Annotated in this window: 12 protein-coding genes; 10 read left to right on the plus strand and 2 right to left on the minus strand. The window is 56.3% G+C overall.

Annotated features, from left to right (window positions below):
• Together NTW95_00310 and purF are read right to left on the minus strand one after the other, a co-directional pair.
• The coding region (locus tag NTW95_00310) for a hypothetical protein (GenBank protein MCX6555868.1) at positions 1-355 on the minus strand (355 nt) is incomplete at its 3' end.
• Positions 355-1,830: an amidophosphoribosyltransferase gene (gene purF / locus NTW95_00315; GenBank protein MCX6555869.1), complete on the minus strand. Its 1,476-nt coding sequence runs from the start codon at positions 1,828-1,830 to the stop codon at positions 355-357. The genes purF and NTW95_00310, both read right to left, overlap by 1 nt.
• 357 nt (positions 1,831-2,187) lie before the next feature.
• Here purF and NTW95_00320 point away from each other — a divergent pair, with 357 nt between their 5' ends.
• From NTW95_00320 to NTW95_00365, 10 genes are all read left to right on the plus strand, one after another.
• Positions 2,188-2,688: a hypothetical protein gene (locus NTW95_00320; protein ID MCX6555870.1), complete on the plus strand. Its 501-nt coding sequence runs from the start codon at positions 2,188-2,190 to the stop codon at positions 2,686-2,688.
• Positions 2,689-2,752: 64 nt separating this feature from the next.
• Positions 2,753-5,965 carry a protein kinase gene (locus tag NTW95_00325; protein ID MCX6555871.1) on the plus strand — a complete coding sequence of 1,071 codons (3,213 nt, stop codon included), beginning with the start codon at positions 2,753-2,755 and terminating at the stop codon, positions 5,963-5,965.
• Positions 5,966-5,977: 12 nt separating this feature from the next.
• Complete coding sequence (locus tag NTW95_00330) at positions 5,978-6,211, plus strand: hypothetical protein (GenBank protein MCX6555872.1); 234 nt, start codon at positions 5,978-5,980, stop codon at positions 6,209-6,211.
• A gap of 24 nt (positions 6,212-6,235) precedes the next feature.
• Positions 6,236-7,549, plus strand: a complete 1,314-nt coding sequence (locus tag NTW95_00335; GenBank protein ID MCX6555873.1) for a bifunctional folylpolyglutamate synthase/dihydrofolate synthase — start codon at positions 6,236-6,238, stop codon at positions 7,547-7,549.
• Positions 7,521-8,255 (plus strand): hypothetical protein, encoded by a 735-nt coding sequence (locus tag NTW95_00340; GenBank protein MCX6555874.1) that lies wholly within the window; start codon positions 7,521-7,523, stop codon positions 8,253-8,255. The genes NTW95_00335 and NTW95_00340 overlap by 29 nt, the downstream gene beginning before the upstream one ends.
• A gap of 304 nt (positions 8,256-8,559) precedes the next feature.
• The gene (locus tag NTW95_00345) at positions 8,560-9,018 is read left to right on the plus strand and encodes a prepilin-type N-terminal cleavage/methylation domain-containing protein (GenBank protein MCX6555875.1); all 459 of its coding nucleotides are present in this window, start codon (positions 8,560-8,562) and stop codon (positions 9,016-9,018) included.
• A complete protein-coding gene (locus NTW95_00350) occupies positions 8,996-9,430 on the plus strand; it encodes a prepilin-type N-terminal cleavage/methylation domain-containing protein (protein ID MCX6555876.1) in 435 nt (144 codons plus the stop codon). The genes NTW95_00345 and NTW95_00350 overlap by 23 nt, the downstream gene beginning before the upstream one ends.
• A complete protein-coding gene (locus tag NTW95_00355) occupies positions 9,427-10,551 on the plus strand; it encodes a prepilin-type N-terminal cleavage/methylation domain-containing protein (protein MCX6555877.1) in 1,125 nt (374 codons plus the stop codon). The genes NTW95_00350 and NTW95_00355 overlap by 4 nt, the downstream gene beginning before the upstream one ends.
• Before the next feature lie 21 nt (positions 10,552-10,572).
• Complete coding sequence (locus NTW95_00360; protein MCX6555878.1) at positions 10,573-11,055, plus strand: PilX N-terminal domain-containing pilus assembly protein; 483 nt, start codon at positions 10,573-10,575, stop codon at positions 11,053-11,055.
• 13 nt (positions 11,056-11,068) lie between these two features.
• A partial coding sequence (locus NTW95_00365) for a hypothetical protein (protein MCX6555879.1) occupies positions 11,069-12,239 on the plus strand: 1,171 nt, incomplete at its 3' end.

Here is a 12,239-nt window from a genome sequence, read left to right on the forward strand (position 1 = left end):
AAACAATGGCCCGCAAATGGGCGGAGACCTCTTCCCACAACTGGTCGGCGCTTAAAAGGCCCAATTCCAGCAACGCCCGGCCGCGGCGGATGTTGTGCTCCTGCATGAAGGCGCTGCTTTTTTCCAGGTCGGCGGCGTCGATCATCTGGCGTCGCAGCAGGTAACTGCCCAGCGAGTCTTCCAGCAGGCTCGACTGGGCAAAAATGATGCCGCCGTTTTCCAGCCAGATGGTCTTGTTGAACAGCGGGCAGGATATTTTTAACTGCCCGTCCAGCGCCTGTTGGTTCATGCGGGCGAGGATGGCGGCTACGTCTAACTCGGCCAGGGTCCCGGAGATCGGCAGGTGGGAGTCCATCAGTATTTGAAGCTCAGGTCCCGCTGGACCAGCCGGTTCTGTTCTCTTTCCTTTTCGATCTGCACCAAAAAGCTCTCCGATACATCGCCGCTGGGGTAAAGGCCGGAAAAACATGCCTTGCAGAAGGAGCGGATCTTAGGATTCTGTTTCTTGACCGCCCGCTCCATGGCCTGGATGTGCATGTAGATGACCCGGTCGGCGCCGATTTTTGCGGCGATCTCATCCAGGTTCGAGTTGGCGGCGATAAACTCGGCCTTGGTCTGCATGTCGATGCCGTAGACGCAGGGGTTGGTCAGCGGGGCCGAATAAGAGGCGAAATAGACGTTCTTGGCGCCGGCCTGACGCACCATTTGAATGATCAGGCGCGAGGTGTTGCCGCGGACGATGGAATCGTCGACGAGCAGTATGTTCTTGCCCTGGAACACATCGGCGATCGGGTTCAGCTTGTGGCGGATCGAATTTTCGCGCTGCTGCTCCCCGGGCATGATGAAGGTGCGGCCGATATAGCGGTTCTTCACCAGTCCCTCCCGGTACTTGAGCTTGAGGGCGCGGGCGATTTCGATGGCCGCCGGCCGGGAGGAATCGGGGACGGGTACGACCACATCGATGTCCAAACCGCTGGCTTTGATCTGCCGGGCCAGGATTTTGCCCAGGTCGACCCGGGCCTGGTACACGTTGATCTTGTTCAGGTAGGAATCGGGGCGGGCAAAATAGATGTATTCAAAGATGCATGGCCGGAAGGGGGCGGAGCGCAGCTTTTTTTCATGGACGGTGCGGCTCTGGTCGATGAAGATCGCCGTTCCGGGGGGAACATCGCGGATCTCGGTGAATCCCAGCAAATCGAGGCTGACGCTTTCCGATGCGAAGGCGTAGCCCGGGACTATCTGCTTGCGGTCGATACCGAACAGCAGCGGCCGTATCCCGTAGGGGTCGCGGAAGGCGACCATGCCCCGGTTGGCGATGTACAGGATGACCGAGTACGCCCCCTTGACGATTCTGAAGACCTGGCGGATGGCGTTGAAGATGTTCTCCGGGGTGATCTCGCGGGCGGTCGTCTTTTCTAGCGCCTCGGCAAAGACGTTCAGGATCACTTCGACGTCGTTGTTGGAATTGATGATGATATGGGACGTGGCGAAAAGATCCTTTTTCAAATCCATGAAATTCATCACGTTGCCGTTGTGGACGGCGGCGATGCCGAAGGGATGGTTGACCCAGAAAGGCTGGGAATCCTCCACCGAGCCCACGCCCACGGTCGGGTAGCGGGTGTGGCCGATGCCCACGTTGCCTTTCAAGCGGGCGATGTTGCGCTCGTCGAAAATATCGCGCACCAGGCCGTTGCCTTTTTTCAGGTGGAAATGATCGTCATAGGTCAGGATGCCGGCCGAATCCTGCCCGCGGTGCTGCAGGGTCAGCAGGCCGTTGTAGAGTTTGCCGATCACAGGTTCCGAGGAGTAAATTCCCAGTATGCCGCACATGGTGCTTCAATTTATAGCAGAAATCGCATAAAAGTCAACAGAAAATTCCTCATTTAGCGCTCTCTTTTAAGAAAAAGAATGAAAACCCGTCACTTTCTCTCGATCCCCCCATACCCCCCTTGGTAAGGGGGGAGCCGTAAAGACAATGCCTTTCAAACAGACGTAGGGGCACGGCGCGCCGTGCCCCTACCGAGTCGTCCCCCCTTACTCAAGGGGGGAAACAAGGGGGATTTTATTCTCAATAAGATTATTGGTATTACCCGTAAGGAAAAGGAGGGCGGCTTTAAAACCCCGGCCGTTGAATTTAGTCAGTCTGGAATATTGACAATTATAGAAAAAATATGGTAAATGGAGTTCATGCTCACTGAATTCGAAAAACAAAAAGAGGAGCGGGCACTCATCCGCCAGGAATCACGCAGCACCATGATCATCAGCCTTTCCATGCTGCTCTCCATCGCCATCTTCGCCCTGGTCGCCTATCTGTACAAGGGCAGCTTCCGTTTCAGCAAGGAAGTGTACAACGCCTACAGCATCCTGAATGTCGTCGCCATCGTGCTGGTCATCGTGGTCCTGGCGGTGCGCAAAACCATCTATTTTTCGCCGCGCCTGGTCCGCGACGATTTCACACTCACCGCCCTGCTGCGGCGCTGGCGGACCATCGACATCGTCATGCTCGCTTTCGCCGAGCTGCTCTCCCTGTTCGGGCTGGTCATCACGCTCCTGGGCATGCCGTTCGTCCGCACCTTTCATTTTTTTGTCGCCGCCTTCCTGCTGACCATGATTCTGATGCCCATCCAATGGAAGGTCAGGGATAAAATCAGGACCTTTGAAAAATATGCCGGGAAGCAGATTCTGTAGAGCCAGGCAAGCCCTTGTAGGGGCGGGTTTTAAACCCGCCCGTACCTGAGAACAGGAGATCGAAATGACCAAGAACATTTTGTTGGTGGAATACGATGAAGCGACCGTCCGGCTCATCAAAGATCTTCTGCCGCCGCCCCTGTTCGAACTGACCGTGGCCAACGACGGCGAAACCGCCAAGCGTCATCTGGCCGGCAAGCAGTTCGACATGATGATCACGGCCGCCATGCTGCCGCGTTTTCACGGCTTCAATCTCGCCCTGAACGTGGCGCAGGAGAACCCGCTGATCAAGATCATCATCATCAGCGCCATTTACAAGGGCTTTTACTACAAGCACCAGGCCATGTCCCAGTATCGCGCCGACGATTTTTTTGAAAAACCGCTGGACAAGGACGCCTTCAGAAACCGGGTGCTGGAACTGCTCAACATCCCGGTGAGCGAATTCCATGCCGCCACCCACGCCGCCACGACACAGGTCCCGGGCTTCGACACGGCCAAGATCCCGACCTTGGGTAAACTGGAAGAAGAAGAGGAGAAGAAGCTGAGCGCCGACGACATTTTCGGCGATCTCCTTAAAAACATAGACAAGGTGCCCCAGTTCAAAATAGACCTGAACGAGGGCCAGGCTGCGAAAAGCGCCAAGCCCGACGGAGTCCCGTTCCGCCCGCCGGCGCCTTTCCAGAGCCTGCAGACGAAAAAGGAACCCGAGGTCACGCGCGAAGGCGGAAAGCCCGATCCGGGCCAAACCGTCATGGCGCCGCCGGCCGCGGCCCCGAGGCCGGGGCCGGCGAGGGAAGCCAGGAAAGCAGCTTCCGTCAGCCAAAGCATCAGCGACGACCTGGACAGCCTGCGCCAGACGGTCAAGAAGCAGATACCGGAAACCAACATGCGCAAGATCGAGGACGACATCGCCCGCCGCTTCGAGGACACCCTTTCCGGGCTCGGATTGGGGCTGACGGCGTCGAAGCCCGCGCCCAAGCCCGCGGCGGCCGTCAAGGCCGAGGAAAAACCGGCTGCCCAGTCCCCGTCCCCGGTCGAACCCGCCGCGGTTGTCCCTGAAAAAACGTCGGTCACGGCAGAGCAAAAACCGTTCAAGGAAGAGATCATCGAGCTTGGCGAAGAGGCGCTGCAAAAGGAAGTCACGGTCGAGCCGGCCGTTGACAGCAAAAAAATCGTTGCCAAGGAGGAGCCCAAGCCGGAGAAAAAGACGGCTCCCGTTGAAAACCCCAACGAAGTCGGGGATTACGTTCTGCTCGGCCTGATCGCCCGCGGCGGCATGGCCGAAATTTATAAGGCCAAGAAAAAAGGGGTCAAAGGCTTCGAGAAGATCATCGCTATCAAGAAAATACTTTCCGGTTACGGGGAAGACGACAAATATATCGAGATGCTGGTCGATGAGGCCAAGATCGCGGCCGAGCTGTCCCATCCCAACATCATCCAGATCTACGACCTGGGGCGCAAGGACAACTATTACTTCATCGCCATGGAATACGTGCTGGGCAAGGATTTGCGTGAAACCCAGAGCCGCCTGCGCGAAAAGGATCAATGGTTTCCTGAAGAAATATCGCTCTTCCTGTGCATCAAGATACTCGAGGCCCTGAACTACGCCCACAAGGCCAAGGACAGCCACGGCCATGCCCTGGAAATCGTCCACCGCGACGTGTCGCCGCCCAACATATTGATCTCCTACAACGGCGACGTGAAGCTGACCGATTTCGGCATTTCCAAGGCATCGATCAAAATGCACCAGACGATCTCGGGCGCCCTGAAGGGAAAGCTGCTGTACATGTCGCCGGAACAGGCCAGGGGCGAAGGGACGATCGACTGCCGCTCGGACCTGTACTCGGTGGGGGTGGTGCTCTTCGAACTGCTGACCAGCAGGAAGCTTTTCCTGGACACGTCGGAGATGGGCGTGCTCAAGAAGGTCCAGAACGGGGAGATACTCAACCCGCGCGAGATCAACCCGAACATCGACCCGGCCCTGGAAAAGATCATCCTCAAGTCACTGAACAAGGCCCCCGACAAAAGATACCAGAGCGCCGCGGCCATGATCGCCGACCTGGAAACGTTCATGGTCAAGAAATACAATTACCTGCCCGGGCCGGTGCAGCTCAGCCATTTCATCTACCAGCTTTTCGAGAAGGACATCGTCCGCGACGGCATCAAGGTGGACCTGAAGCCGTTGCCCGAAAAGCCGCTGCTCCGGGAAGCCCCCAAGGCGCAACCGGCGCCGCCCGAGCCCGCCAAGCCGGTAACCGTGTTCGAAACCAAGGTGTCGCCGCCAACTGTTGTCGCGGCCGCGGAAAAGGCGCCCGCGCCCAGGGCGAGCGCGGATAAGGCCCCCGGCGGGGTCGTCCATATCGATTTCGATGAAGACAAGATCGTCCCGATCAAGAGCACGGCAAAAGCTCCGGCACCAGAAATCAAAAAAAACATCCCCCTGTTCAACGAAATAGAGGAGCCCAAGCGCAAATTTCCTCTTTGGGCCGCGGTGCTGGTGCTGGCCGTCATGGCCGCCGCCGCGCTGGGTTACTTCATGTTCATAAAAAAGCCGGCCGCGAACGAAACCCAGACCGTGGCCAAACCGGCTGTCGTCGAAAAGACCGCCGCTCAGCCCGAGACAGCCGAAACGCAAGCCAAGCAGCAGCCGGCCGTCGATCCGCAAGTGCTGGCCCTCGAGAAACTTAAGCAGAAGGAAGCGGAGCTGGAAAAGCAGTTGCAGGATGCCGCGGCCGCCACCGCCGCCACCGACGCCGTTGCGCTGAAAAAGAAGCAGCAGGACGAGAAGCGCGCCAAGCAGGCCGAAATCGAGCGCTCGAAAAAAGAGGAGGCGGACCGCCTGCAGAAGGAAGAACAGGACCGGCTGCAACGGGAGGAAGAACTCCGCAGGCAGGCGGAAGCCGACCGTCTGGCCAAAGAGGCGCAGGATAAGAAAAAGGCCGATGAATTGAAGGAGCTGGAGCGCAAACGGGTCAAGGAAGGCGATGTCGTTCCGCTCCCTGAGGTCGACCGGGAGCCGCAAGCCGTTTCCAAGCCCGACCCAGTGATCCCCACCACCATCATGGCCAGCATCATGGCCAATCAAAGCGTGCTGTTCAATATCCTGGTCAATCAAAACGGGGACGTGGAGGTGGCGCGGCTGATGCACAAAACCAGCAACAGCCAGCTGAACTCCATCCTGATCGCCACCATCCAGACCTGGAAATTTACGCCGGCCATGAAGAACGGCGTGCGCGTCAAAGTTTGGAAAACCATTTCGCTTATAATAAAAAAATAACGAGGAGAACCCATGAAAAAACTAAAAGTCGAAGCCGAGGCCTTTTACGAATCCACGCTCCGGGAAGCCAAGAAGCAGATTGAGATAATCGACGCCCGCATCGAGGAAGAACTGGCCCGGGTGAAGGACGTGATCAGCCAGCTGCAGGAACAGAAAAAATCGACGCGGCTGATTTATGACGGCGCCTGCTCCATCCTGGGCGTCAAGAACGACTTCGAAGAAGGCGAGCCCGCTCCCCAGAATTAAGCCGCTCTTTTCGAACATGGGTCCATGCACTATGCCGCAATAGGGGAGTACCTAGAAAAACTTCAGGGGGAAAATTCCAAGTTATCCCTGCACACCATCGGGCAGATCGTCAAAAATCTGCCTTTCCCGGTCAAAACGGTAAAATATATCCAGGTCGCCGGCACCAACGGCAAGGGGTCGACCTCCCATTTCATCGCCGCCATCCTGCGCAGCGCCGGCTGGCGGGTCGGGCTTTTCACCTCCCCCCATCTGCAAGACGTGCGCGAGCGGATCTGTCTGAACGGCCGCATGATCTCGCGAAAAGATTTTGCCGGCGTTGTCACCATCGTCGACAACATCGTCCGCAACCTGCTCCGCCGCCGGGTGATCGCCAGCGGGCCGACTTTTTTTGAAACCCTTTTCCTGGCCGCCCTGGTTCACTTCTGCCGCTCGCGGGCCGATTGGGCGGTGCTGGAAGTCGGGCTGGGCGGCCGGCTGGACGCCACCAGCACGGTCGTCCCCGAGGTGTCGGTCATCACCAACATCGCCAAAGATCACACCCAGATCCTGGGCAAGACCCTGACCGCCATCGCCCGGGAAAAGGCGGGCGTGTGCAAGAAAAACGTGCCGCTGGTCAGCGGTTGCCCGCCCTCGTCAATCGCCGGGCGCGTCATCGCCCAAACGGCGCGAAGGAAGAAGGCGCTGTTGCACCTGGTTTTTGCCGATGCGCGCTCGCTGCGCTGCGAAAAAAAAGGTTCAAGCTATTTCTGCCTCTACCAAAGCGGCGGCCGTCGTTACGATTACCGGGTCGATCTCAAAGGAAGGCACCAGACCGTCAATGCCGCCTTGGCCCTGAAGACGGCGGATGTGCTGCGCGGGCAGGGCTGGCGCATACCGGTCGCGGCCATCCGCCGCGGCATTCGCACCATGTTTATCCCCGGCCGCATCGAGTCGCTGGGGGGGAAACCGCCGCTGATCCTGGACGGCGGCCACAATCCGGACGGCATCCGGGTTTTAACCGACTTCCTGCGCGAAGAAAACATAAGCAACATCACCCTGATCTTCGGCGTCCTGGCCGACAAGCATTACCGCAAAATGGCCCGCGCCCTGGCGCCGCTGGCCGCGAACGTCATCCTGACCGCGCCGCCAAACCCCAGGGCCCTGCCGCCGCAAAAATTGCTGCCCTTTTTCAAACGGAGGAATTGTTGGGTCGAAACCGATCTCGCCCAAGCCCTGGCCATTGCAAAAAAATTAAAAAGAATTATAATAATATGCGGTTCCCTTTATCTGGCCGGTGCGCTGAGAACCGTCGCCTGCGGAGGAAAGAAATATGGACGTCAAACGATTAAAGGAAATTGAGGATATCTACCAGGACCTGAAAGCCAGGTTCGACGCCGGCGAGATCGGCGGCGATGACATGAAATCCGAACTGAAGAAGGTGATGCTCCGCGACGAGGAAAACCGCTTTTGGATGATCGGCAGCAAGACCGGCGGTTGGTACGTATATGACGGCAGCAGCTGGAAGGCCGGCAATCCCTACGGCCAGGCGGAGACGGCGCCGCTCGTCCAGTTGGAGCCGGCGGCGCCGCGCCGCCAGGAACCACCCCCCGCCCGCGAGGAGGAATTGAAAGTCGAGTCCGAGCCGCCGCTGTTGTGCAAATTTTGCCAGTCGCGCATCGAGAAGCACGACGTGTATTGCAATTTCTGCGGGGGACAGCAGAAAGGGACGACCAAATCCTCGCCGCGCAAGATTCCCGAAGGCCAGCTGCTGGTCAAGGCGGTGAGCATTCCATCGCTGATCTTTTTTTTCGGGGGGATCGGTTTGGTGGCCGGCGTGGTCGTCGGCGCCACCTTCGGCATCCTGAAGATCTTCGGCGACCTGATTTTCCAATTCCCGATGATGCTCCAGGAAATGCAGGGCAAGATCCAGGGAGGATTGTTCTTCGGCGGACTTGGCGGCATTTTCGGTTTCCTGGCCTTCGCCGTTCTGGCCGCGGCCTGCGGCTTGCTCTTCAACCTGATCGCCTACGTGTTCGGCGGCTTGCGTTTCAAGATAAAAACCTGATGCTGCAAGGGTGATGGAGAACCTGCGCAATATTGTTTTTTACAAGCTTTTCGCGACCCTGTTGATCATCCTGCTTCCAATACTGGCCGTTTTTCTTTTTCGCAATAAAAAAAACAAATAGAACAAGATCGTCAACAAGGTCGATCGTGGCACAGGGGAGGGATGGCTTTTAAAGACGAATAGACACCATATGTGTATATTTATTACTCATAGCAAACTCCATTTTCAGAGTTTTCCCTCTACTTAAGCGGCAACTGGCTGTTGGCACTTAAAATGCTTGTCCAAAATAGGAGTTTCAAACCTCATGCAAAAAAACAATAGCGGATTTTCGCTTATCGAGTTGCTGCTGGTACTGGTCCTGATCGGGACGATCGTCGCCATGACGGTCAATTTCACCACCCGCAACAAGGATCGCTGGTCGTTGCGCGATGTGGCCAGGGAGATCACCTCCACCTATTACCAGGCACGGCAGCGGGCGGCGCGGGAGAACGCGTCGATGCGCCTTGAAATCCTGGAGAAAAGCTATACCTACTACCGGAACAACGAGATCCTTAAAAAAGAAGATTTCCCGGATAAAATCGACGCCACCGCCACCGCCAACTTCCTGATCAATCCCAGCGGCTTCATCCTGGATCCGTTAAGCATGAAGATCGCCGGCTCGCAGACGATCACCCTGAGCGCCCCCCGCGGCGCCGATTTTGATACCCTGACTATAACCATCTATCCGTATGGAGGCTTACGTGTCGAAAAAGCTTTTAAATAACAAGCGCGCGTTTTCGCTCATCGAAGTGCTGATGGCCATCGCCCTCTTCACCTTCCTGGTGGTCGGCGTGCTGACGATGACCACCATGGGCATCCGCACCAACTCCTACGCCCAGCACCACACCAAGGCGGTGCAGCTGGCTGAAAGCAGCATGGAAATGCTGCGCCGCGTCGATTATAATAATGTCCTGCGATACTTTGACGGAATCTCGCACTCGGTTATCACGCCCAATGGCGTCACCATCTTTCCGGTCTCCGAATACGGTTCAATACCCCAATATATGGACTTTAGACGCGTTTTGCTGGTGACCTATAATCCCAATGTCAGCTCGTTGCGGGTAACCATAACCTGGCGCAGCCAGGATGTCGATTCCTTTCCCCTTGTATTGACCTCGCAGCGGGTGGCGCCATGAACACGAGGCAACGCTGCCAGCGAGGCTTTTCGCTGGTGGAAATGATGATATCGCTGACCGTCATGCTGATCATCATCGTCGCCATTTTTTCTATCATCGTCGCCGAACAGAGCACCCATCTTACCGAAGGCCGCAAGCTGGACATGAACCAGGGGGGGCGCGTCATCGAGCAAATGTTCTCTGAAGGTTTTCGCAGTTCCGGCTCGGTGCTGTCGCAGGCCCAAACGCCCGTGATGCTCGGCCTCCCGACTATTCCTTTCAATGGCGTCTATCCCCTGAACAATAACGATTATCCCGACGGCGTCATCCTGGCTTCTGGCGACCCCCTGGCCCTGACCAGGCTTACGCAAATCTTCACTCCGGGCGACGCAACGGTCAATGTCACTAAGGTCGATCTGCCTCCGGATCCTGTCACCCTCACCGTTCTTGGCGTGGCCTGGCATGAGGGGGATTTCGGTTTGATCATGCGCCCAGACGGCTACACCGTGTTCAAGGTCTCTCTGGAACCGGATTTGGGCGACACACTGCTCACCATCCGCCAAACGGCCGCCTATTATTCGGGCCTGCTCGATACCGCCCACTATAACGACCAATGTGATGAGCAGTTGGGCACGAAGGGCAATATCGGAGCCTATCCCATCGACAGCCCGGTGCTGCGCCTGGAATACTTCAATATCTTCCTGACCCGCACCGAAAGCGATGGCTCGCGCACACTGACCCTGACCACCGATTGCGAAGGTCTTGCCGATATTTTCGCCAGCACCAGTCCCATCACGGGCACCCGCGCCGCGCCGATCCTGCCCAACATCGAGGACATCCAGATCGAATACCTCACCAAGGTTGTCCCGCCCGCCATTTTGCCCGATATCTGGGCCGGCACCGACAATGCCTTCCCTGGCGGCACCGTGGATTTCTATAACCAGTTTTACAATAGAAATATCGCTTCGGCGCGCATTTTCGTGCTGCTGCGCACCGAGGAAGAGAAAAACAAATCACTGGGCAGCGGCATTGTTTTCAAAAAGCCGGCCATGGGCGACATGGGCGCCGCCACGCTGCCGGTGGGCCGCTATCATTACACGTACATGCAATATGAAATATTAATCCGCAATTATAATTATTAATAGTCAGTCAGGAGGTTCATTATGAAAACAACCAAAAACAAAGGCTCGGCGCTGCTGCTGGTGTTGATCGCCCTGCTCATCCTGTCGTTGATCGGGGTGTCGGCGCTGACCCAGAGCGGTTCGGAAATTAACACCGCGGGCAATTTTTACAAGGATAAAAGCGCTTTTTATGCCGGTGATAGCGGCATCCAGATCGGCATCAGACAGATACGTCTCAACTCCACCCATCCAGAGAACGTCATATTCGATGGGACAATCGACAAAAATTATTTTCGCACCGGCCTCATGTCCGACACTTTGCCGACGAAGAAAAATGTCAAAGCGTTCCAGGGTTTCATGCCGCCGCAGTCGGCGGGCCAGGCGGCCGGGATGGAAAGCGAGACGAACATGAAAAACGTGGCCTGGACGCTGGTCATCACCGCTGAGAGCAGCATCACTACAAAAAATCGCGTCCGCAAGCAGGTGGAGACCGTGGTGACCACCTTGGTGCCCAGAGATTATTAATAGGAGAGGGATAATGAAAAACAAAAAAAAATTAGTTTTATTTCTGGCCGCAAGCACGCTGATCGTCCTTGGCCTGCGGGCTTGGCAAGACGAATTGCTCTTCACCAAAATCGTCGGCGGCAAGGGCAAATCCAACGTGATCCTTGTTCAGGACCACACCGGATCCATGTGCTCAATTATTTACCATCCCGATTACAACCCCAAAATCTCATTAAGTACTTATTCAAATGTTGATCTCCCATATTCTACTACAAATTATGATGGTATCAGTCAAACCAGCTGGTACCTGCGCTGGTGTAAAACCATAACTATTGCTGACAGTGCCGGCAGGTTTGCGATACACGCCTGGAATCCAGCGACCTATGTCCTTTCAATGATCACAGGCACTACGAGTACGAATATCAAAAACAATGACTGGATCCTGCAATACAGGGATGCGGATACCACTCGTGGCGATGATGCGATCGAATTCAATATCAATTACCAGATGGTCGCCAAGGTGACCAACGTGTCAACCAGCGGCAGCGGCGCCAGCAAAGTTACAAATTTGACCTTGGATTCAACCACCATCAAGGGGACGCCGACGGCTGGGGCCAATTATTACGTTGGTTATTATAGCGATAACACCTATACGCCAAGGGTCGTCAAATTATACGGCAGCACTTTAGACCAAGGCGGCTATAATGTCGCTTACACGATGGACCCTGATCTATACTACTTAAGGTGGATTTTCGGTGTGGCCAACGACACCCAGCGTCAGCAGGTTACCGATTTCTCCACCCTGGCTTACGATATCGAATACAACGGCTATCTCCGCGCCACGCCGGTCAAGCCTGACCTGGCCTATGCATTGAATGAGAAATACCCCCTTGTTTTTAACAGCAACAGCACCGTGTTCCTACTGGCAGAGTGGAACACAGTGATGAAAGACATCTACCCCAACAAAATCGCCAACCTGAGAATCGACAAACCAGATGTGGCCGTCGGCGACACCACCATCTACTACGAAAAACACAAAGCCAGCTTCGCGGGCTACACCACCCCGGGCTTTAGAATCAAGATCGACGCCGAGACCATGATCGTCAACTCCAATGTCCTCGATGCCAGCGGCAACTGGGGCACCCTGACAGTCACCCGCGGCACGCTAGCCACCACCGGCACCGTCGCCGCGGCCCACCCCGCCG

The organism is Candidatus Aminicenantes bacterium (genome assembly GCA_026393795.1).
Taxonomy (GTDB): Bacteria; Acidobacteriota; Aminicenantia; order UBA2199; family UBA2199; genus UBA2199.

What these genes read in the sequence shown, in the direction of transcription:
- NTW95_00340 (MCX6555874.1), top strand. Translation starts at nt 7,521, where the DNA reads ATGGACGTCAAACGATTAAAGGAAATTGAGGATATCTACCAGGACCTG.
- NTW95_00320 (MCX6555870.1), top strand. Translation starts at nt 2,188, where the DNA reads ATGCTCACTGAATTCGAAAAACAAAAAGAGGAGCGGGCACTCATCCGC.
- NTW95_00345 (MCX6555875.1), top strand. Translation starts at nt 8,560, where the DNA reads ATGCAAAAAAACAATAGCGGATTTTCGCTTATCGAGTTGCTGCTGGTA.
- NTW95_00335 (MCX6555873.1), top strand. Translation starts at nt 6,236, where the DNA reads ATGCACTATGCCGCAATAGGGGAGTACCTAGAAAAACTTCAGGGGGAA.
- purF (MCX6555869.1), bottom strand. Translation starts at nt 1,830, where the DNA reads ATGTGCGGCATACTGGGAATTTACTCCTCGGAACCTGTGATCGGCAAA.
- NTW95_00330 (MCX6555872.1), top strand. Translation starts at nt 5,978, where the DNA reads ATGAAAAAACTAAAAGTCGAAGCCGAGGCCTTTTACGAATCCACGCTC.
- NTW95_00355 (MCX6555877.1), top strand. Translation starts at nt 9,427, where the DNA reads ATGAACACGAGGCAACGCTGCCAGCGAGGCTTTTCGCTGGTGGAAATG.
- NTW95_00325 (MCX6555871.1), top strand. Translation starts at nt 2,753, where the DNA reads ATGACCAAGAACATTTTGTTGGTGGAATACGATGAAGCGACCGTCCGG.
- NTW95_00360 (MCX6555878.1), top strand. Translation starts at nt 10,573, where the DNA reads ATGAAAACAACCAAAAACAAAGGCTCGGCGCTGCTGCTGGTGTTGATC.